Here is a 20088-nt window from a genome sequence, read left to right on the forward strand (position 1 = left end):
CGGGCGCGTGACCGGTCCGGTCACGCGCCCGCCAGCACTGCGTCAGTTGTCGTCGTCCGACCACGCGCCGATGACCGGCGGCGGGGTGGCCTGGTTGGCTCCGAACGCGTCGTCCGGGTCCGGCTCGATGAGGAACGAGGCGTGCGTGTGCTCCTCGTCCCCTTCGCCCGCGCCGTGCGCGCCCGCTCCGCCCATGCCGCCGCCCATCGGGCTCATGCCGCCTTGCGGCTGGCCGATGGTGCCGCTCGCCGGGACGACGCCCTGCTGCTGCGGAGCCGCCGACGCGGCGCTCTGCCCGCTCTGGTGCTCGGACGCCGCGGAGGTCTTGCCTTCCTCCTCCTTGCGCGAACCGCTGCGGTTGCCCTCGCCGAGCTTGCCGCCGGCGAACCCGGCGCCCGCGCCGATGGCGCCGAGCCCCAGGGCCGCACCGATCCCGCTGCCGCCCGTGCTCGCGGGCGCGGCGGCCACCGGGGCCGCACCGACCCCGGAGCTGGCACCGACACCGACCCCGGTGCCCGCGCCGAGCCCGCCGCCCTCGAAGCCGGCGGTTTCGTACTTGCCCGAGTCGGCCGAGACGTGCGCCGGAGCGCCGTGGCCCGCGACCCCCGCGCCGCCCGGTCCGCCGTGCGCGCCGACCGTGCCGAAGCTGGCCGGGGAGCCGAGCGCGCCGGGAGCGTCGGTGTGGCCGAGGTTGTTGACGTTGTTGAACGAGTTGCCGTTGAAGTGCGTCGCGGTCGGCTTCATGCCGAGCGAGTCCGGGCCGAAGCTCGGGGTGGAGCTGTCGACCTCGCTCATCGCCTGGGTGTAGGCGTTGAAGAACGCGACCTGCTGCGCCTTGACGTCGTTCGCGGCGTCCGCCTGCGCCTTCTGGTCCGCGGCCAGCGCGGCCGGGCCGCCCGCGAGCGCGGCGGCCATGGCCTGCTTCGGGTCGTAGTCGCGCGGGGCGGGCATCTTCTTGACCTCGGCGGCCGCGGCGGCCTGGCGGGCGAGCCGGTCGGCCATCGTGTGCGCGGCGTCGGACGCCTGCGTGCCCGAGTTGGCGATCGCCACGAGCGCGCCCTGCGCACCCGCCGCGCCCTGGCCGACCCAGACGTTGCCCAGTTCGGTGATCGCGTTGTACAGGTCGTCGGACGCCTGCTTCAGCTCGGTGCCGTGCTTGGCCCAGTGCTGCCCGGTGGCCTCGGCGGTGCCCGGGTCGTTGTCCGTGGTCGCGCCGACGTAGAGCTGGTGGCTTTCCTGCGCCTGCCAGTTCGGCGGGTTGCCGATGGCGCGGTCGCCGCCGATCTCGAAGCCGCCGGAGCTGCTGCGCGCGGAGGCGACGATGTCGTCGGCCGCCGAGTTCGAGCCCATCGCCACGGTCGAACCGGGCGCGGGGGCCGAGGACGACGTGCCGTAGCCGGAGGTGTTGTAGCCCGATCCGTCCGGGACGGAACCGCCCGGGGCCGAGGTGGTGGTGTTCGGTGCCATGACTGCGTGATCCCCCTAGGACGTCAGGCCTTGTTGCGGAACGGGTCGCCGGCGGACTGGTCGAACTCGTGGTAGCGCGACATCGCCGCGACGATGCCTTCCTCCGCCGCCTGGTACTGGCTGAGCAGGTTCTGCAGCGCCGACGAGTAGGAGTCGCCGCCGCCGTCGGCGCGCTGCACGAACTTCGTCGCCATCGCCTTGCCGACCGGGTTCGCGCCGAGCTTCGGCGGCTGCGCGAGCGTGCCCGCGCTGTTCAGAAGAGCTTCGATCGCGTCCCGCCCGGTCCGGATCTTCTTCAGCACGGTCTGCGCGGCATCCGGGTCGATTCCGACCTGGCCGTTGACAGCGGCGTTCTTGAACGCCGCGGCATCCGCCGAGCTGTTGTTGCCCATCTGCCCTCTCTCCGTTCCCCCGCGCGAGGACCAGCCCGTCGGCTGGTGTCACTCGTCCGCATGGCAATAGGTCTTCGCATAGGTTAACGCACCTGGTCGAGCCCTATGACGCGATTTCGGGCTTCCGGGTTCCGCACGCGAAAGGTTCGCGGCGAACCGGGCTATCCGGACGTGTAGACGTGCGGATCGAGCGTGCCGATGTAGGGCAGGTCGCGGTAGCGCTCGGCGTAGTCGAGGCCGTAGCCGACGACGAACTCGTTGGGGATGTCGAAGCCGATGTACTTCACCGGCACCTCGACCTTCACGGCTTCCGGCTTGCGCAGCAGCGAGACGACCTCGAGCGACGCCGGGTTCCGGCTCGCCAGGTTCTTCAGCAGCCAGGACAGGGTGAGCCCGGAGTCGACGATGTCCTCGACGATCAGCACGTCGCGCCCGGCGATGTCGCGGTCGAGGTCCTTCAAGATCCGCACCACCCCCGACGACGAGGTCGAAGACCCGTACGACGACACGGCCATGAACTCCAGCTGCGTCGGCACCGGAAGCGCCCGCGCGAAGTCGGTCATGAACATGACGGCGCCCTTGAGGACGCCGACCAGGAGAAGGTCGCCCTGGCCGTTTTCCGGGTGGTCGGCGGCGATCTTCGCCGCCAGCTCCGCGATCTTGTCCTTGATCTGCTGCTCGGTGATGAGCACGGAGGCGATCTCGCCCTCGTACACGGGTCATTCCCCTCGGGTGGTGGGTTCGGGTCCGGCAAGCGAGAGCCTGCCACGCCGCCGTCGAGCCTCCAAGTTGCCCGGCAGCCACACTCCGCCCTGGCCCCGCCAGCGGGCCACGAGCGCGTCGACCGAACGCAGGTGCGCGTCGGTCAGCTCGCGGACCCCGGAGTCCAGCAGCCACCTGCGGAGAACCCGTCTGCGCAGCGCAGCGGGCTCGGCGGCGAGCACGGCTACGTCGAGGTCGTCTTCGCGGGCCGCGCGCTCGTGCACGCGCGCGGCGAGTGTGTCCAACGCCTCGGTGTCCTCGCGCAGCTGTGCGGCCGTACGGGCTAAAGCTGGAGCGACTCCACCCGACAGCACGTCCTCCAGAAGCGGCAGTGCTTCCGTACGCAGCCGTACGCGGGTGAAGCGAGGATCGGCGTTGTGCGGGTCTTGCCACGGCTCTAGGCCGAGTTCTGCGCATGCCGCAACGGTTTGCGCCCGAGTGATGCCGAGGAGCGGCCGGCCCCACGGCGGATCGTGCGGACGCATTCCGGCCAGCGAGCGCGGTCCGGAGCCACGGCCTAGACCGAGCAACACCGTCTCGGCTTGGTCGTCTTGGGTGTGGCCGAGCAGTACGAGCCCTTCGCCGCTTGGCAACGCTTCGCGCAGCGCGTGGTACCTCGCGGCGCGCGCGGCTGCTTCGGGACCGCCTTTGCCTACGACGTGTACGGCATGCACTTCGACGACGTCGATGCCGAGACCCTTCACGACTGTCGCGGCTTCGGCGGCAACAGCGGCTGAATCGGCTTGCAGGCCATGGTCGACGACGAGCGCCCGCGTACGGACGTCTCGATGCCGAAGCACGTACGCCGTCGCTTCAGCGAGCGCCAGGGAGTCCGCGCCGCCCGACACCGCGACGCACACTTCGCTGGGAACAGCGACTGTCGCAAGGAAATCGCGAACCGCTGTCCGGACCGCGGCGAGCGCGTTCACCCGTGCAGGCGCCGCACCCAGGCCGCGGGGTCGGCGATCTCGGCGCGGGTCGGCAACGTGTTCGGCGAGCGCCACACCTTGTTGAACCCGTCCATCCCGACCGCGTCGACCACGTGCCGCGTGAACTTCGCGCCTTCCTCGTACTGGCGGATCTTCGCGTCGAGGCCGAGCACCGCGCGCAGCAGCCGGTCGAACAGCCCGCCGCCCTGACGTCGTGCGGTGAACCGCGCCCGGATCTGCTCGACGCTGGGCACGACCTGCGGGCCGACGGCGTCCATGACGTAGTCCGCGTGGCCTTCCAGCAGCGTAGACAACGCCAGCAGCCGGTCGAAAACCGAGCGTTCCTTCGGCGACTGCAACAGCTCCGCGAGGCCGCCGCCCTTGCCGCGATTGCGCAGCGCGTCGGGCAGCCGGCCGAGCAGTTCGGCGAGGCCCTCGGTGGAACTTTCGGCGATCCCGGACACGAGCCGTTCGACCTCGTCGGCGAAGTAGTCGCGCAGCCACGGCACCGCGGTGAACTGCAGCCGGTGCGTGCACTCGTGCAGGCAGACCCACAGCCGGAAATCGTGCGCGGGCACCTTCATCGCGCGTTCGGCGGCCACCACGTTCGGCGCGACGAGTAGCAGCTCGCCCTTGTTCTCCGGACCGCCGAACGGGTCGTACTGGCCGAGCACGCGGGAGGCGAGGAACGCCAGCAGCAGCCCGGTCTGCACGCCCGCGCCGGACGCCAGGATCGGGCCGAGCGGACCGCCTTGCGCCGCGGGCAGCGCGCGCCCGGTGAGCACGCCGAGACCGGACGCCGCGGACCGCACCCAGCCGGGCCGGTCCACCACGGTGCCGGGCAGCAGCGGCAGGTCGCGGCCGAGTCCGGTCAGCTCGCGGACGTGCCCCTCCGCCTCGGCGGTCAGCTCGCGCAGATCGACCACCGCGCGGTCGGCCTCGCCGCGGCCGACCTGCGGGCCGCCGCGCACCAGCAGCGCGCCGGTGGCGGCCGCCCGGTCCCAGTCGACCATGGGCCGCCGTCGGGTCTCGGTTTCCTGGCTCACCCCTCCGACGCTACCTGGCGGTCCGCGGTTATGGGCAGCTCAGCCGAGCCGGTTCAGCGAGTCGGCTCAGTGCCGCTTGCCTGCCGATTACCCGCCGGTTACCCGCAGCCGCAGCCGCGCAGGGCCGTCGCCAGCACGTCGAGCGCCGCCTGCCCGGAGTTCTTCTCCGAACCGTTGGACATGAACGCGAAGGCGAGCACGCGGTTGTCGCTGTCGAGCACATACCCCGCCAGGGTGTTGACGCCGGTGAGCGTGCCGGTCTTGGCGCGCACCCAGCCCTTGCCCCCTTGGGTCTCTGCCGAGTGGTAGCGGCCGTGCAGGGTGCCCTCCGGGCTGCCCGCGACCGGAAGGCCGGCCAGCAGCGGACGCAGCTTCGGCGTGTTCGGGTCCTTGCCGTCCGGACCGGCCGCCGCGGCGAGCACCTGCGCCAGCAGCCTGGCCGGCACCTTGTTCTGATTGGACAGTCCGCTCGTGTCGAACAGCTGCAGGCCGTTGACGTCGAACCCGTGGTCCGCCAGCACCTTCTTCACCGCGGCGGCGGCGCCGGCGAACGACGCTTCCCCGCCGGTGGCCATCGCGACCTGGCGGCCGAGCGCGTCGGCGAGCACGTTGTCGGAGATCTGCAGCAGCGCGTACGCGAGGTCCGGCAGCGGAGCCGACTGGACTTCGCCGAGCACCTTCGCCCCTTCCGGGGCCTTGGCGGGACCGGCCGGGCTCGCGCCGAGCTTCTCCGCGACGAGCTGGGTGAGCGCGGTTCCCGGATTGGCCGAGCGCATGGTCTCGTCGACGTTCGGGTTGCCGCGGCCGCCGTCGGTCATGGCCGGGACGATCGGCGCGCCGTACAGCGACGGCGCGTCGCCCGGCTCCCAGCCCGGCGCGGTGTTCGGACCGCTGTACGCGCTGGCGTCGAGCTGCACCTTCTTGATGTCGACGCCCGCCTTCTTGGCCTGGTTGACGAGGTCGTCGACGTGCGCCGCGCCCGGGTAGAGCGGCGAATCGGTGCCGACCGGCAGCGCGGTCAGCGACGGGTCGCCGCCGCCGACGATGACGACCGTGCCGGGCTGCGCGCCCTGGACGATCTTGGTGGAGATCCGCTTCGTCGGCTCCATCGCGAGCAGCGCCGCGGCGACGGTGAGGATCTTCGTGGTCGACGCCGGGGTCAGCGGGGTGTTCGACGCGTGGTCCCACAGCACGGTGCCGCTGGCCGGGTCGATCACGCTGCCAGTGAGCTGCGAGAGCGCCGGCGAACCGGCGGGACCGGACAGCTTCGCGGCCACGCCGTTCGCGGACGGTCCCTGCCCGGAGGTGTCCGGACCGTGCAGCGCGAGGCTGGCGTCGACAGGGTCGGGGGCACTGCCCTTCGGCGCGTTCGGTGCCCACGGCAACCCGAGCCGATTGGACACGGCGGGCACTGCCGACGCACCACCCGCGGCGGCCAGCAGAAGCAGGACGACGAGCGCCAGGACCAGCGCCTTCCGGCGAGGCTTCTTCGGCGCGTCCTCTGCGGGCGGGACAGGCCCGGCGCCAGCGGGCGGCTCCGGAGGAGACTGCTCCGCCGCGGCGCTCGGCGGAATCTGCTCCGGACCCGGGCGATCGCCGAAGCCCTCCGCGGGCCGGGGAATGCCGACGGTCGCCTCGGACGGCCCCTGCTCCGCCCCAGGTGCGGCGGGAAAGCCTTCGGCCGGACGCGGGATCCCGACGGTCGCCTCCGCCGGGAACTGCCCGCCAGCCGGGTCGATCCGCATCGGCCGCACCTGGCCGGAACTCGCCGACGGAACGGTGCCCGGCGGCGGTTCGGGCAGAGCGGGGCGAACGGGGATTTCGATCTGCTGCGACCACGGCTCGGACTCGCCCCGGTTCGTCCCGTCCCCGGAACGGCCCGGCTGACCAGCCTGGGAGCTGGCCTGCTCCTCTTGGGACTCGCTGCCCGAGCGGCCGGATTGACCGGCGGCGGCAGCCGGCCAGCCTTCGCCGGAACGACCGGCCTGACCGGCGTTCGAACCAGCCCATTCTTCCTGCGACTCGCCGCCCGAACGGCCAGATTGACCAGCGCTCGCACCCGGCCAGTCGCCCCGCGACTCATTCCCCGCACGGCCAGACTGACCCGCGCCGGAGCCAGCCCGATTCTCCTGCGACCCGCTCCCGGGCTGACCGGGCTGACCAGCGTCGGCACCCGGCCAGCCTTCGCGCGCCTCGCTCCCCGCACGGCCGGGCTGACCCGCGCTGGCACCCGACCGGCTCTCCTGCGACCCGCTCCCGGGCCGAGCGGGCTGACCAGCGTCGGCACCCGGCCAGCCTTCCCGGGACTCATTCCCCGAACGGCCAGACTGCCCCGCGCTGGCACCCGACCGGTTCTCCTGCGACTCGCTGCCCGAACGACCGGATTGACCCGCGCTGGCACCCGGCCAGCCTTCCCCGGAACGACCGCCCTGCCCCGCGTTCGAACCGGCCTGGCCACCCTCCGGCTCGCTCCCGGAGCGGCCCGGCTGGCCGGGGTTGAGACGTGCGGCGGCGGACCCCGGGACCGGCCCGGATTCGCCGCGGAAGCTGGTCCAGTTCTCCTTCGGGTCGTCTCCGGCGCGGCCGGGCTGAGCCTGGCCGACGGAACGGGCGGACTCCGGCGCTCCGTCTCCGGCACGACCCGGCTGGGCCGGGTCAGCGGCGGGGGCCGAGTCGTTGCGGAAGGCGGTCCAGCCCTCCTTGGCCGGCTCCTGCGCCTGCTCGTCCCGCGCGACGACCGGGCGGAACGCCGCCCAGCCCTGGTTGTTCTCGCCCGTTCCCGGCGTTTCGTCCCGGAACGCGGCGAACTGCTGCTCCGCGGGCTCGGCGGGCTGACCGGACTGGAACGGGTTCCACCCCTGCTCCTCGCCCGAAGCCGCGGAGCCGGAACCGGCGGGCTCGAACAGCGAGTTCCCCGGCTTCCGCGGGGCCTGCCACGCGGGCGACGACTGCTGCGACCCGCCCTGACCAGGCGAAACATCCGACTCCGCGGACAGCCTCGGCTGCTGCTGCGAAGCCTGGAAAGTCTTCTCCGCCGCCCCCTCGGCATTCGGGCGGCCCGCGGTGTCCCCCGGCCTCGGCACGCCCGCCGCGAACCGGGTCGGCCCCTCCACCGGCACCCACGGAGCCCGCGGCTTCGCGTCCTCCGGCCGGGGCACCGCGGTGCCGCTCACCCGGTCCGCGAGGTTCGACCGCGGCGGTTCCGCTGGCGGCATGGGAGCGTCCGAGGGCGCGTTCAGCCCGGGAACCTCCTTCGGCGGGACGTTCGGCCGGAACCACGATCCGGGCCCGTCGCCGGGTGTGACATTAGGCACGGAAAGCTGCGCGGTGGCTCCCGCGTCGCGCTTGGGCAGGGGGAGGCGGGAAGTCGCCCGGTCCGCCTGGGACGAGGTGTCCTCATCGCCCGTGGGCCACCTCGGCTGGTCGTTTTCCGGCACCCACCACTCCTTCTCACCCGCCCCCGAAGGGGCCAAGGTCACATGCCGTCTGGCCGACATCGGCGCGACCGGCCGACGGGGCGTAGTCCACACTAGTGACGTCAACGAGGTCATGAGGTTGCCGCCCACGAGCGCGTGGCACACCGAGAGTGAAGAAGCAGCGAGGACGGCCGTGGAATTCGACGTCACGATCGAAATCCCCAAGGGGGAGCGCAACAAGTACGAGGTCGACCACAAGACCGGTCGGATCAAGCTCGACCGGACCCTGTTCACCGCGACCCAGTACCCGGCCGACTACGGCTTCATCGACGACACGCTCGGCCAGGACGGCGACCCGCTCGACGTGCTCGTGCTCGTCCAGGAGCCGACGTTCCCCGGCTGCCTGATCCGCTGCCGCGCGATCGGCATGTTCCGGATGACCGACGAGAAGGGCCCGGACGACAAGGTCCTCGCCGTCCCGACGAACGACCCGCGTCTCGAGCACCTGCGGGACATCCACCACCTGAACGAGTTCCACAAGCTCGAGATCCAGCACTTCTTCGAGGTCTACAAGGACCTCGAGCCGGGCAAGAGCGTCGAGGGCTCGTCCTGGGTGAGCCGCGCCGACGCCGAGTCGGAGATCGCCCGCTCGTACGAGCGCGAGAAGGACCGCCTCGCCAAGGAAGAGATCAACGGCGAAGAGCACCACTGAGCCACGCAGCAAAAGGGCCGTCCACCGGAGAAGGTGGCCGGCCCTTTTTGCTGCTCGGTCAGCCCGCGAGGGCCAGTTCGCCCGCTTCCTGCTCGGCGCGTTGCTCCATCGCCGACTTGTCCGAAAGCGGCTTCTCCCGCAGCAGCCAGACCAGCGCGAACCCGACGGTCAGCACCGCGCCGCCGATCAGGAACACCGTGCTCATCGAGCTGGAGAACCCTTCCAGGATCGGCCGGGCGAGCACCGGGTCGAGCGTCGACAGGAACGAGGTGTCGTTCACGTCGAGCCCGCCGCCGGCCAGCTGCCGGGCGAACTCCGGGTGCTGCGCCAGCGCCGCGGTGTAGGCCGGGGAGGCCATCGCCGAGCGGACCGCCGCCGCGATCCGGTCGCCGACCGTGCTGAACAGGATCGACAGGAACACCGCGGTGCCCGCCGTGCCGCCGATCTGCCGGAAGAACGTCACCGACGAGGTGGCGACCCCGATGTCGCGGGGAGTGACGTCGTTCGTGGCGGCCAGGGTCAGCGTCTGCATGGTCGAGCCGAGGCCCAGTCCGAGCACGAACGCGATGGCCATGACCACGCCGAGCGCGGTGTCCACCCCGATCATCGAGAACGAGAACACCGCCGCGGCCATCAGGCCGAGCCCGGCGACCGCGAAGCCCTTGTACCGGCCGGTCCGGGTGATGATCCGGCCGCTGCCGAGGCTCGCGACCATGATCCCGAGGGTGAGCGGCAGCATCTGCAGCCCGGCCTGGGTCGGCGTCGCGCCCTTCACGATCTGCAGGTACAGCGGCAGCGACATCATCGCGCCGAACATCCCGATGCCCTGGATCACGGTGACCAGCGTCGAGACCCGGAACACCCCGCTGCGGAACAGCCGCAGCGGCAGCAGGGCGGCGTCGCCCATCCGGCGTTCCTGCAGGATGAACAGGGCCACGCCGAGCGCGCCGACCAGGTACATCGCCAGCGCCGCGGGCGAACCCCAGCCCCATTCGCGGCCCTGTTCGGCGACGAGCAGCAGCGGCACGAGGCCGACCGTCAGCGCGCCGGCTCCGAGGAAGTCGACCTTCTGGTCAACGCGGGTGTGCGGGAGGTTCAGCACCTTGCTCACGACGACCAGCGCGGCGAGCGCGATCGGCACGTTCACCATGAACACCCAGCGCCAGCCGGTGAGGCCGGCGAACGAGTCGAGCCCGGCGAAGAACCCGCCGACGACCGGGCCGGCAACGCTGGAGACGCCGAACACGGCCATGAAGTAGCCCTGGTAGCGGCTGCGTTCCCGCGGCGAGGTGATGTCGGTGATGATCGCCAGCGCGAGCGACATCAGACCGCCGGCGCCGAGGCCCTGGAACGCGCGGAACGCGGCCAGTTCGTACATCGATCCGGCCATCGCGCTCGCCAGCGAACCGGCGAGGAACAGCGAGATCGCGGTCAGGTACATCGGCTTGCGGCCGAAGAGGTCGGACAGTTTGCCGTACAGCGGCGTGGAAAGCGTCGCGGTGATCAGGTAGGCGGTGGTGGCCCAGGCCTGCAGGCTCTGTCCGTGCAGTTCGTCGGCGATGGTCTTCATCGCCGAGGACACGATGGTCTGGTCGAGGGCCGCCAGGAACATGCCGAGCATCAGTCCGGACAGAACCGTGAGGATCTGCCGGTGTGAAAGCCGTCCGTTCGTGGTGGCGCCCCCTTCCGCAGTGGCGGTGTCGCTCATGGTGGTCTCCCTCAGTGCCGAGCTACTTGCTTGTATCCCTCAACTACTTGCTCGCCACAACTGTTCCCGAAAAGCTTGCATTCATCAACCAAATATCGTGTGACGCTAATCTCTCGCCCGACGATGTCGAGAACGCGCGACCGGCTCCGTCCCTGGCGCGAACGTGGCCGACACGAGGTCGCCACCAGCACTGAGGAGAACCACAATGGCCAAGTACCTGCTGCTCAAGCACTACCGCGGCGCCCCGGCTTCGGTGAACGACGTCCCGATGGACCAGTGGACGCCGGAAGAGGTCACCGCCCACATCCAGTACATGCGCGACTTCGCGGACCGGCTCGTGGAGACCGGGGAGTTCGTCAGCGAGCAGGCACTGTCCTCCGAGGGGACGTGGGTGCGCTACGACGGCGAGGGCCGCCCGCCGGTCACCGACGGTCCCTTCGCCGAGACCAAGGACGTCATCGCGGGCTGGATGATCATCGACGTCGACAGCTATGAACGCGCCCTCGAGCTGGCCGGGGAGCTTTCCGCGGCGCCCGGCGCGGGCGGCAAGCCGATCCACGAATGGCTCGAACTGCGCCCCTGCTACGGCGTCAAGCCCTCGGTGACCGAATGAACGAGGAGTTGCTGCGGGAACTCGTGCCCGCGGTGATCGGCATCCTCGTCCGGCGCGGCGCGGACTTCGCGTCGGCCGAGGATGCTGTGCAGGAAGCGCTGATCCGCGCGCTGGACGCGTGGCGGGACGACCCGCCGCGCGACCCGAAGGCGTGGCTCATCTCCGCCGCGTGGCGCCGGTTCCTCGACGCCACGCGGTCGGAGTCCGCGCGCCGGGGCCGGGAAGTGGCGGTGGACGCCGAGCCGCCGCCCGGTCCGGCGTCCGCGGTGGACGATTCGCTCCAGCTCTACTTTCTGTGCGCGCACCCGTCGTTGACCCCGTCGTCGGCCGTCGCGCTCACGCTGCGCGCGGTCGGCGGGTTGACCACGAAGCAGATCGCGCAGGCGTATCTGGTGCCGGAAGCGACGATGGCGCAGCGGATCAGCCGGGCGAAGAAGACCGTGTCCACCGTGCGGTTCGACGCGCCCGGCGACGTCGCGACCGTGCTGCGCGTGCTGTATCTGGTGTTCAACGAGGGCTACTCCGGCGAACTCGACCTCGCCGCCGAGGCCATCCGGCTGACCCGGCAGCTCGCGGCGGGATTCGACCATCCGGAAGTCTCCGGTCTGCTCGCGTTGATGCTGCTGCACCACGCCCGCCGGGCCGCGCGGACCAAACCGGACGGCAGCCTCGTGCCGCTCGCCGAACAGGACCGCAGCGCGTGGGACACCCGGCTGATCGCCGAGGGCGTCGACATTCTCCAGGCGGCGCTGGCGCGGGACCAGCTGGGCGAGTACCAGGCCCAGGCTGCGATCGCCGCGCTGCACGCCGACGCTCTCGCGGCGGAGGAAACCGACTGGGTGCAGATCGTCGAGTGGTACGACGAGCTTCTCGCGCGGACCGACAGCCCGATCGTCCGGCTCAACCGGGCGGTCGCGGTCGGCGAGGCGGACGGGCCGCGCGCTGGGCTGAAAGCGCTGGCGGAGCTGGATGACAAGCTGCCGCGACACGACGCGGTGGCCGCCTATCTGCACGAACGGGACGGGGACCTCGGCACGGCGGCGCGGCTGTACAGCGAGGCGGCGAAGAAAGCGCCGAACCTGGCGGAGAGCGAGCATCTGACGCGGCAGGCGGCGCGGATCAACACACAGCTCAAAGACTCGTGAGCGGCGAAGCCGGTTAGAACCGGCTTCGCCGCGCACGACGTCAGTCGCGGTACCCGGGAATCGGGAACGGCTGCAGGAACTCGCGGATCTCGGCAGCGATCGTGTCGAGCGCGTCCTCCTGCTGCGCCGCGGCGGCGGTCACGGTCCGGTCGATCCAGTCCGCGACCTGCACCTGGTGCTCGGGCTTGAGCCCGCGCGTGGTGATCGCCGAGGTGCCCAGCCGGATGCCGGACGGGTCGAACGGCTTGCGCGGGTCGAACGGCACGGTGTTGTAGTTCAGCTCGATGCCCGCGCGGTCCAGCGCCTGCGCGGCGGGCTTGCCGGGCACCGCCTTGTTGGTCAGGTCGATCAGCAGCAGGTGGTTGTCCGTGCCGCCGGAGACCAGGTCGTACCCGCGTTCGAGCAGCGCTTCGGCCAGCGCCTTGGCGTTCGCGACGATCGTGTGCGCGTACTCGGAGAACGACGGCTGCTGCGCCTCCCCCAGCGCGACCGCGATGGCGGCCGTCGTGTGGTTGTGCGGACCGCCCTGCAGGCCGGGGAACACCGCCTTGTCGACGGCCTTGGCGTGCTCGGCGTCGGACAGGATCATCGCGCCGCGCGGACCGCGGAGAGTCTTGTGCGTGGTCGTGGTGATGACCTGCGCGTGGCCGACCGGCGACGGGTGCGCGCCGCCCGCGATCAGGCCGGCGATGTGCGCGATGTCGGCGACCAGCACGGCGTCGACCTCGCGGGCGATCTCCGCGAACGCCGGGAAGTCGATGGTGCGCGGGATGGCCGTGCCGCCCGCGAAGATCAGCTTCGGCCGGTGCTGGCGGGCGAGGTCGCGGACCTGGTCGAGGTCGACGCGGCCGGTTTCCTTCCGGACGCCGTAGCGGACCGGCGTGAACCACTTGCCGGTCGCGGACACGCTCCAGCCGTGCGTGAGGTGGCCGCCGTCGGGCAGCGCCATGCCGAGCACCGTGTCGCCGGGCTTGGCGAACGCCAGGTACACCGCGAGGTTGGCCGGAGAACCGGAGTACGGCTGGACGTTCGCGTGGTCGACGCCGAAGACGGCCTTCGCGCGCTCGATCGCCACCTGCTCGACCTGGTCGATGAACTGCTGGCCCTCGTAGTAGCGCTTGCCGGCGTAGCCCTCGGAGTACTTGTTGGTGAGCACGCTGCCGGTGGCTTCGAGCACCGCCTGCGAGACGTAGTTCTCGGACGCGATCAGGCGGATCTTGTCGTGCTGGCGTTTCGCCTCGTCCTCGACCAGACCGGCGATCTGCGGGTCCGCCGCGGACAGGGCGGACAGGGCGGGCTGGTGTGTCATGGCGTACTCCGGCTCTGCAGTGGCCCGCACCCAGGCGCGCGGTGCCGGCCTCGTCGTCGCTCCCCGGTGGTGCTCCACCTCTTGAATGGCGCCAGTCGCTGCTGCGGGACGAAGTTTAGTGCACCGCGCCAGCCCCGTCCGGTCCGCGGGAAGGGCTCAGACCTGCTCGAGCCCGCCGCGGTGGCGACGCGCGAGCTCCTGGTAGACCGCCGCGTTGTGCTCGACCCACATCCGCGCGGAATCGGTGAGTTCCACGAACTTCTTCGCCGGGCTGCCCATCGCGATCATCTCCGCCGGGACCTCGGTGCCCGGCGTGACCGTCGACCCCGCGGCGACGAACGCGCGCGGTCCGATCACCGCGCGGTCGAGCACCGTGGAACCGTTGCCGATCAACGCCTGTTCGCCGACCGTGCAGTCGTGCACGAGGCACTGGTGCCCGACGGTGACGTTGCGGCCGACCTCGGTCATCTCGGGTCCGGAGTGGATCACCGAGTTGTCCTGGATGTTCGCGCCCTCGCGGATGACGATCGGGCCGAAATCCGCGCGGATCACCGCGCCGTACCAAACCGAAGCGTCCTTCTCGACGGTCACGTTGCCGATCAGGGTGGCGGTGGGGGCGATCCAGGCGTCGGGGTGGACCTGCGGGCTGACGCCGTCCAAGGAGAACAAAGGCATGCCGGGAGCCTAAGCGGCGTCAGCGGTAGCCGGCGAAGCAGAGCGCCTCGATGTCGCCGCGGAGGCTCGCGGACGACCGCGGCCGGACCCGTTGCTGCACCACCGCGCCGAGCAGATAGCTCAGCAGCGAGCGGGCGCGGGCACGCGGATCGTCGACGTCGAGCGGGGCGAGAAGTTCGACGAGCAGTTCGGTGATCGAGGTGAGCATGGCGTCGATCGCCTGCGGATGCTGCGCGCGCCCGGCCGCGATCCAGTACTCGAACCAGAGGAACGCGCCGCGCGGGTGGTCGGCGAACTCGGCGAGATAGGCCTCGGTCACCGCGAAAAGCCGTTTGCGCGGGTCGGAATGCTTGTCCGCGACCTTGCGCAGTTCCGCCACGAAGGTGTTGATGTGCGCGGCCATCGCCCGGTCGATGAGCACGTCGATGTCGGCGAAGTAGTAGTGGATCGCGCTCTTGGTGAGCGGCCCGGCCTCGGCGATCGCGCGTACCGTGCAACCGGCGAGCCCTTCGCGGGCGAGGACCTTGCGAGCCGCTTCGACGATCAGTTCCTGCTTCTGCAACTGATTGGGCGACAGCTGGGTGCTGCGACCGGGCACGGCGCTCACGGTGATCCTCGTTACGTTTGTCAGGACGGCAGCCCTGAATCCTAGGCCAGTCGTCCCAAGGTCTTCCGGCGGGTGAAAAACCGGATTGGCCACCCCGGTCCGCGCGGCGGACAATGCCCGGCATGGTGATCTCAGGGGACAAGGGGCTCAGCGAGGCGGCACGCCGCCAGCTGGAGAAGGAAATCGCGGACCTGCGCGCACAACGGGACGCACTCTCGCCGCAGCCCGGCGAGCAGGAACGCACGGGGGACGCCGCCGACCAGGCGGACGTGATCGACCGCGCCGAGGCCGCGGCGCGACTGGACCGGCAGATCGCCGACGTCACCGCGAAGCTGGAGCACGGTGCGTACGACAGCTCGCTGCTTCCTGACGGCACGCGGGTTTCGCTGCGTTTTTCCGACGGGGACGAGGAAGAGTTCACCGTGGTGACCCTTCCCGGCGAGGACGCCGACGCGATCACTTCGGACAGCCCGCTCGGCCTGGCGCTGGCCACCGCGAAGGCCGGCGAGGAAATCAGCTACCGCACCCCGCGCGGGCAAGCCACCGCGACGGTGCTGAAGCTGACGCCGCCCGCTAACTGACCACAGAGGACAGTGGCCGCCCCGGGTTTCGGGGCGGCCACTGTTTCATTTGTCCGCGTTGACGACCGTTTCGACCTGGTAGGCGTAGACGCCGTCCGGCTCGACCGCGACGTGCCAGCCGTCGCAGTCCTTGTCCGTCCGCTTGTGCTCGCCGGCCGGCCACCAGTCCGCGGTGAGGGTCGGCGCTTTCGCCTCGGCCTTTCCTGGCTTGCACCGCGCGGGCAGGCTCGACGGGCCCGGCAGGTAGCGCAGAAGCCGCTCCGAACCGGTGGTGCGGATCAGCTCGGTGACCGACTTCGCGTCGTCGGGCACCCACGACGGGAGCCGGGCGTCCGGGTTGGCCTTGCCCTGCTTTCCGGTGTCGTAGGAAACCGCCTTCACGTGGCCGTTCGACTTCTCCTCGAGCGAGGCGCCGAGACCGCAGGACGTGATCGTGGCCAGAGCCGCGATCCCGGTCGCGGCCAGCACCGTCTTGTTCCGCACGTTGTTCATGGCTTCCAGTCAACCGAGACTGGCCTGGCCCGTCCTCGTTCTTCCGGCCCTTTGCCACTGGCCAGTCGGCCGACTCCGTCCCTCACCTGAGTGAAATCGGACGTCATTCTTCGCCGTCGAGATGAGCCCGCAGCGCGGCGAGCGGCCCGTCCCAGTCCCGGGCGAGCGCGGCGAGGAACTGCTGCGCGACCCGCATCGGCGCGGAATCGAGCCGGTACCGCACGCGACGGCGCTCGCCGGGTTCCGCGGCGACCAGTCCGGCGTCGGACAGCAGTCCGAGGTGCTTCGCGATCGCCTGTCGCGTGATCGGCAGCCGGGCCGCGAGATCGGTCGCCGTCGCCGGGCCCCGCGCGGCCAGCTCGGCGAGGATCGAGCGCCGCGTCGGATCGGCGAGGGCGGCGAAAACCTGCTCGGCGACCGCTTCGGAATCAGCCGGCATCGAGACTGGCCGCCAGCTCGTCCAACTCCCGCGCCCAGCCCTCGACATGCGAGCGATAGGTCGCCGGGTACTGGCCGTCCGGCAGCTGCGCAAACCCGGATTCGACGACCGTGAGCCGGGTCCCGCCGTCCCGCTCCCGCAGGGTGAACTCGACATACGTGCGCCGCGGGTCGTCCTCCGGCATCCCGTCGACCTGCCAGGTGAAGCCGAACACCGCGGGCTCCTCGACCCGCTCGACCCGGATCTCGGCGCTGCGCTCGCCAATCCACGCGACCCGTCCGAGACCGCCCGGGCGCAGGTCGATCTCGGCCTCGTCGCCAAACCAGGCGCGCAGGCCGTCCGCCGTGGTCAGCGCCGTCCACACGGTCGCGGGCGGGTGCGCCAGCTCGACCGTGCGCTCGATGCGGTCGGGAAACCCCATGCCGTGCTCCTTCCGGGCCGAGCCTAGGCAACCACACCGTATTGACGCAACCAGATGGTTGCCATAATATCGCAACCGTTCAGTTGCATTACCTGGCGAAAGGAAGTCCGATGAACTCCTTCACGACCGAGCTGACCGTCGACCGCACCCCCGAAGAGGTCTTCGCCGCGATCACCGACGTCCGAGCCTGGTTCAGCAAGACGATCACCGGCACCGCCACCGCGGTCGGGGACGCGTTTTCGTTTGTGGACAAGGGAATCCCGTCGACGCGGATCCGCGTCACCGAACTCGTGCCCGGCCGCCGCGTCGCCTGGCACGTCGAGGACGCGTATGTCGCCTTCGTCGACCAGCACGACGAATGGACCGACACCCGGATGACTTTCGACCTCACGCCCGGCCCGAACGGGTCGACGCTGCGCTTCACCCACCACGGCCTCACCCCGGACCAGGCTTGCTACCGCGAGTGCTCGCGAGGCTGGACGAGCTGCGTCAACACGAGCCTGCGCTCGTTGCTCACCACTGGCGTCGGCGAGCCGATCCCGGAATCCGCCGCCCCGGAACGGCAGCCGGCCGAGTGAATCCGGCCCGGATTCGCTGAACGCGAGCCAGCCAGGCAAGCGGAATGCGAGGATCCTTTTCCTTGCGCGAATCCCGATGAACGACGACGTTTCGCAGAACCTCGTCGTCTTCCGGATCAACGGCCTTCCCGAAACCCGTGCTGGCGAGCGCGCCCACCCAGGCCGAGGACGCGGTCGAGCGGGCGTGGGCGAGCATCCGGCAGCAGCACGAGGTGCGCGAGTCCGCGGTTTCGGCCGGGTACAGAGAATGGCAGCCGTCCGCGGCCGACCTGAAATTCATGGCCAAGAATTTCCGGAAGGCCGAGTGCGCTTACAGTTTCGCCCGGCCAGGTCCCGGCGAATGGGACCGCGCGTTCGCCGAAGCCCGAGCGGTGCTGGCTGAAGCCCAGCGAAAGCAAAGCGCGAAGAGGTGCTGCCGATCCTGTGGAGCGCGCCCTCGCCGCGCGCCGGACTGCTCGAGGCGCTGCCGCACCGTCCGCTCGTGCCCGGCAAGCTGTCGGTCGCGAACTCCGCAGGGCAAGATCGGGATGCGGCACCTCACCCGGCATCAGCAGGAGGAGATGGGCGCGCCGCTGGAGAAGCTGTTCGACGTCGGGATCGGCAGCCTGGCCCGCGGGCTCGAGTTCGAGGTGCGCCGTTCGGGCGAGGACGTGCTGGTGTCGCTCGCCAGGGAGACCCAGCTGGCGGGGTCCGCGCTCGCGCTGCCCGGTCTGCACGGGTCTGGCGGGCTGGAACTGCTCGCCGAACGGAGCAGCCCTATCGGGTGAACCTGACTAAGGCCCGGCACCGCCCAGCAAAGCGTCTCAGCCACCCATTTAGTCACCCACCATACGAGTCAGGGCCCATCCGAGGTGTCTCGGATGGGCCCTGACCTGGGAGCCGCCTGGGGGAATCGAACCCCCGACCTATTCATTACGAGTGAATCGCTCTGGCCGACTGAGCTAAGGCGGCGTGCCGCGGTGCGACGGTCATCAGTGTAGCGGAGGCGTGGCGCGTCACCTTGCGGGGGCCGCGTCGTTAGGCTCCTATGACTTCGGTCTCACCCCCCGACCCGGCGATCCACTGGAGGACCCGGCACATGCAGCGAAGACTGCCCCGTGCGCTGGCGGTACCCGCAACTGCCGCGTTGCTGCTGCTCCTGGCCGCGCCGGCCGGTGCGCAGGAGATTCCGACGACGCCGATCCCGCAGCCGAACAACCCGTCGCAGCCGCCCGCGTCCGCGCCCATCGGGCCGCAGCCGCTCGGGCACGCGGTCGGCGACGCGGGCACGGCGCTCGGCGTCCTGCGGCTGCTGCCGAACTCGGTCACCACGAGCACGATCCTTCCCGGCTTCGGCCAGACGCTGCCGAAGCAGTCGGCGCTCGAGGCGGGCATGGGCTTGTCCAGCGCGTCGGCGAACTCGGAGGCCTACCTCGCCTACGAGAAGGCGATCGCGCAGTCGTCGCCGTTCGGGCTGGCCGCCGGGGGCCAGGCTCCGCAGACGCCGGGCAGCCTCGTGCAGACCGCGCTGCCGGACAACCCGAAGGAGATCAGCGGGGGCCTGAACGCGCCGTCGAACCCGCTGCTGAACGTCGGGCTGCTCAACGGGACCGCGCACGCCCGCTGGAGCGAATCGCTCGGGCCGTGCGTGGACACGATCGCCGACGCCAGCACGTCCGTCGCGAGCCTGTCGCTGCTGAACGTCATCCCGACGCTTCCGCAGGTCCCGCTGATCGGCGGCGGCGGGCTGAACCTGCCGCAGGGCACTCAGCTCGCGCAGGGCTTCGACCCGCAGAGCGGGCTGCAGAGCCTCGGCGGGCTGCTGCCCGGCAGCGGCCAGACTCCCGCCGCCGGCACCGGTTCGCTGCTGAGCCTGCCGAACACGCTCTCGTCGCGGTCGCAGGTCAAGCTCGTCGACATCCCCGGTTCGAAGAACAAGGCGGTGCAGTCGAGGTCCACGCTGCAGGCGGCGGACATCAACATCCTCAAGGGCACTCCGCTCGAGCTGAACCTCAAGGTGGCCAGCCAGCCGACGCTCACCGTCACCTCCACTGGCGACGCGAAGACGTCCACGGTCGACTACCAGGCTCCGGTGATCACCATCGCGGCCGGCGGCAAGACGCTGTACACGCTCGACGCGGCGCACCCGACCAAGGACATCCCGATCGGCCTGCCGCTCGCACCGCTGAGCCAGCAGTTCGGCGCGCTCGACAACGTGCCGGTGGTCGGCGGCCTCGTCGCCACCGCGACGAAGGGCCTGCAGCAGCTCGGCGACACCACCGGGAAGGTGCTCGACCTCGGCGTGCTGCGGCTGAGCATCGCGAACCTCGAGCAGAAGCAGTCCGAGGCGACCACGCCGTTCAAGGGCTACCAGCTCGGCGCGGCCGCGCGGCTGCTCGACGTCCAGGTGCTGCCGACGCAGAAGCTCAAGGAGCTGCTGCCGAAGCAAGCCGGCGACAACCTGCCGTCGTCGCTGGCGCAGCTGTCGCTCGGCGAGCAGATCGCCCGCTCGTACGCCCCGACCGGCGGCGTCGTGTGCGGTTCGACGACTCCGCCTGCTCCGCCGCAGGGCGGTGCGGCACCGGCGGGTCCGGTGAAGCACCTGGCCTACACGAACGGCGCGTACGACACGGTGCCGCTGTTCTGGACGGGTACGGCGATGCTGTTGATGGGCGTCGTGATGGTCGCGGCGTTCCCGAACCGGCGGCGTCCTGCGCTGGTGTTGAAGCGGCCGACCGGCGGTCCGGACACGCCGTTCAAGCCGTCGCCGCATCCGCGCGACTGACTCCGGCAAGACCCGGAAACGGCCCCCTCGCT

The 20088-nt window shown here is 70.9% G+C and carries 20 protein-coding genes, 1 tRNA gene and 1 riboswitch; of the genes, 7 read left to right on the forward strand and 14 right to left on the reverse strand.

Translation table 11 applies throughout. From position 1 onward, the window contains the following. Nucleotides 1-42: 42 nt before the first annotated feature. The 6 genes from L942_RS36890 to dacB all read right to left on the reverse strand — a co-directional run bounded on the left by L942_RS36890 (nucleotide 43) and on the right by dacB (nucleotide 8033). On the reverse strand, nucleotides 43-1467 hold the full coding sequence (locus tag L942_RS36890; RefSeq protein WP_037369176.1) for a hypothetical protein: 1425 nt from the start codon (nucleotides 1465-1467) through the stop codon (nucleotides 43-45). A gap of 23 nt (nucleotides 1468-1490) precedes the next feature. Further along, nucleotides 1491-1859 (reverse strand): hypothetical protein, encoded by a 369-nt coding sequence (locus L942_RS36895; protein WP_037369177.1) that lies wholly within the window; start codon nucleotides 1857-1859, stop codon nucleotides 1491-1493. A 161-nt stretch (nucleotides 1860-2020) separates the two neighbouring features. Next, nucleotides 2021-2575 (reverse strand): hypoxanthine phosphoribosyltransferase, encoded by a 555-nt coding sequence (gene hpt, locus L942_RS36900; RefSeq protein WP_037369179.1) that lies wholly within the window; start codon nucleotides 2573-2575, stop codon nucleotides 2021-2023. 3 nt (nucleotides 2576-2578) lie between these two features. Then, nucleotides 2579-3550, reverse strand: coding sequence for a tRNA lysidine(34) synthetase TilS (gene tilS, locus L942_RS36905; protein WP_037369181.1), 972 nt, complete (start codon nucleotides 3548-3550; stop codon nucleotides 2579-2581). Then, nucleotides 3547-4563 carry a zinc-dependent metalloprotease gene (locus tag L942_RS36910; RefSeq protein WP_037369182.1) on the reverse strand — a complete coding sequence of 339 codons (1017 nt, stop codon included), beginning with the start codon at nucleotides 4561-4563 and terminating at the stop codon, nucleotides 3547-3549. The genes tilS and L942_RS36910 overlap by 4 nt, the downstream gene beginning before the upstream one ends. Nucleotides 4564-4694: 131 nt before the next feature. Beyond that, nucleotides 4695-8033 carry a D-alanyl-D-alanine carboxypeptidase/D-alanyl-D-alanine endopeptidase gene (gene dacB / locus L942_RS45745; RefSeq protein WP_235079612.1) on the reverse strand — a complete coding sequence of 1113 codons (3339 nt, stop codon included), beginning with the start codon at nucleotides 8031-8033 and terminating at the stop codon, nucleotides 4695-4697. A gap of 172 nt (nucleotides 8034-8205) precedes the next feature. On the opposite strand from dacB, the gene L942_RS36920 reads away from it, so the two are divergent. Continuing rightward, entirely contained in the window at nucleotides 8206-8724 is a 519-nt protein-coding gene (locus tag L942_RS36920; RefSeq protein WP_037369183.1) for an inorganic diphosphatase, read from the forward strand. Between the two features lie 58 nt (nucleotides 8725-8782). Here the strand turns inward: L942_RS36920 and L942_RS36925 are convergent, their stop codons facing one another. Continuing rightward, nucleotides 8783-10432, reverse strand: coding sequence for an MDR family MFS transporter (locus L942_RS36925; protein WP_037369185.1), 1650 nt, complete (start codon nucleotides 10430-10432; stop codon nucleotides 8783-8785). 205 nt (nucleotides 10433-10637) lie between these two features. Between L942_RS36925 and L942_RS36930 the strand changes: the two genes are divergently transcribed. Further along, nucleotides 10638-11045 (forward strand): YciI family protein, encoded by a 408-nt coding sequence (locus tag L942_RS36930; RefSeq protein WP_037369186.1) that lies wholly within the window; start codon nucleotides 10638-10640, stop codon nucleotides 11043-11045. After that, complete coding sequence (locus L942_RS36935; RefSeq protein ID WP_037369187.1) at nucleotides 11042-12190, forward strand: RNA polymerase sigma factor; 1149 nt, start codon at nucleotides 11042-11044, stop codon at nucleotides 12188-12190. Before L942_RS36930 ends, L942_RS36935 begins: the two co-directional genes overlap by 4 nt. A 40-nt stretch (nucleotides 12191-12230) precedes the next feature. Here L942_RS36935 and glyA read toward each other — a convergent pair whose 3' ends face one another. From glyA to L942_RS36950, 3 genes are all read right to left on the reverse strand, one after another. Beyond that, entirely contained in the window at nucleotides 12231-13499 is a 1269-nt protein-coding gene (gene glyA, locus L942_RS36940; protein WP_037369188.1) for a serine hydroxymethyltransferase, read from the reverse strand. Nucleotides 13500-13520: 21 nt separating this feature from the next. After that, a riboswitch (ZMP/ZTP riboswitch) is annotated at nucleotides 13521-13608 on the reverse strand. Nucleotides 13609-13655: 47 nt separating this feature from the next. Further along, on the reverse strand, nucleotides 13656-14174 hold the full coding sequence (locus L942_RS36945; RefSeq protein ID WP_037369189.1) for a gamma carbonic anhydrase family protein: 519 nt from the start codon (nucleotides 14172-14174) through the stop codon (nucleotides 13656-13658). 19 nt (nucleotides 14175-14193) lie between these two features. Next, complete coding sequence (locus tag L942_RS36950) at nucleotides 14194-14781, reverse strand: TetR/AcrR family transcriptional regulator (protein WP_037369190.1); 588 nt, start codon at nucleotides 14779-14781, stop codon at nucleotides 14194-14196. Nucleotides 14782-14903: 122 nt separating this feature from the next. Between L942_RS36950 and L942_RS36955 the strand changes: the two genes are divergently transcribed. Further along, nucleotides 14904-15362 (forward strand): GreA/GreB family elongation factor, encoded by a 459-nt coding sequence (locus L942_RS36955; RefSeq protein WP_037369191.1) that lies wholly within the window; start codon nucleotides 14904-14906, stop codon nucleotides 15360-15362. A 45-nt stretch (nucleotides 15363-15407) separates the two neighbouring features. Here L942_RS36955 and L942_RS36960 read toward each other — a convergent pair whose 3' ends face one another. The 3 genes from L942_RS36960 to L942_RS36970 all read right to left on the reverse strand — a co-directional run bounded on the left by L942_RS36960 (nucleotide 15408) and on the right by L942_RS36970 (nucleotide 16714). Beyond that, on the reverse strand, nucleotides 15408-15854 hold the full coding sequence (locus L942_RS36960) for a hypothetical protein (protein ID WP_037369193.1): 447 nt from the start codon (nucleotides 15852-15854) through the stop codon (nucleotides 15408-15410). Nucleotides 15855-15957: 103 nt separating this feature from the next. Then, the gene (locus L942_RS36965; RefSeq protein WP_037369195.1) at nucleotides 15958-16293 is read right to left on the reverse strand and encodes an ArsR/SmtB family transcription factor; all 336 of its coding nucleotides are present in this window, start codon (nucleotides 16291-16293) and stop codon (nucleotides 15958-15960) included. Next, on the reverse strand, nucleotides 16283-16714 hold the full coding sequence (locus L942_RS36970) for an SRPBCC domain-containing protein (protein WP_037369197.1): 432 nt from the start codon (nucleotides 16712-16714) through the stop codon (nucleotides 16283-16285). The genes L942_RS36965 and L942_RS36970 overlap by 11 nt, the downstream gene beginning before the upstream one ends. 110 nt (nucleotides 16715-16824) lie before the next feature. Between L942_RS36970 and L942_RS36975 the strand changes: the two genes are divergently transcribed. After that, entirely contained in the window at nucleotides 16825-17292 is a 468-nt protein-coding gene (locus L942_RS36975; protein ID WP_037369199.1) for an SRPBCC family protein, read from the forward strand. Nucleotides 17293-17819: 527 nt separating this feature from the next. Beyond that, complete coding sequence (locus L942_RS45750) at nucleotides 17820-18059, forward strand: hypothetical protein (RefSeq protein ID WP_235079615.1); 240 nt, start codon at nucleotides 17820-17822, stop codon at nucleotides 18057-18059. 110 nt (nucleotides 18060-18169) lie between these two features. Here L942_RS45750 and L942_RS36985 read toward each other — a convergent pair. Continuing rightward, nucleotides 18170-18243, reverse strand: a tRNA-Thr gene (locus L942_RS36985). Between the two features lie 127 nt (nucleotides 18244-18370). On the opposite strand from L942_RS36985, the gene L942_RS36990 reads away from it, so the two are divergent. Then, a complete protein-coding gene (locus tag L942_RS36990) occupies nucleotides 18371-20056 on the forward strand; it encodes a hypothetical protein (protein WP_051166509.1) in 1686 nt (561 codons plus the stop codon). Nucleotides 20057-20088 lie beyond the last annotated feature (32 nt).

Origin of the sequence: Amycolatopsis orientalis DSM 43388 (genome assembly GCF_000411975.1) — a bacterium.
Classification (GTDB): Bacteria; Actinomycetota; Actinomycetes; order Mycobacteriales; family Pseudonocardiaceae; genus Amycolatopsis; species Amycolatopsis orientalis_D.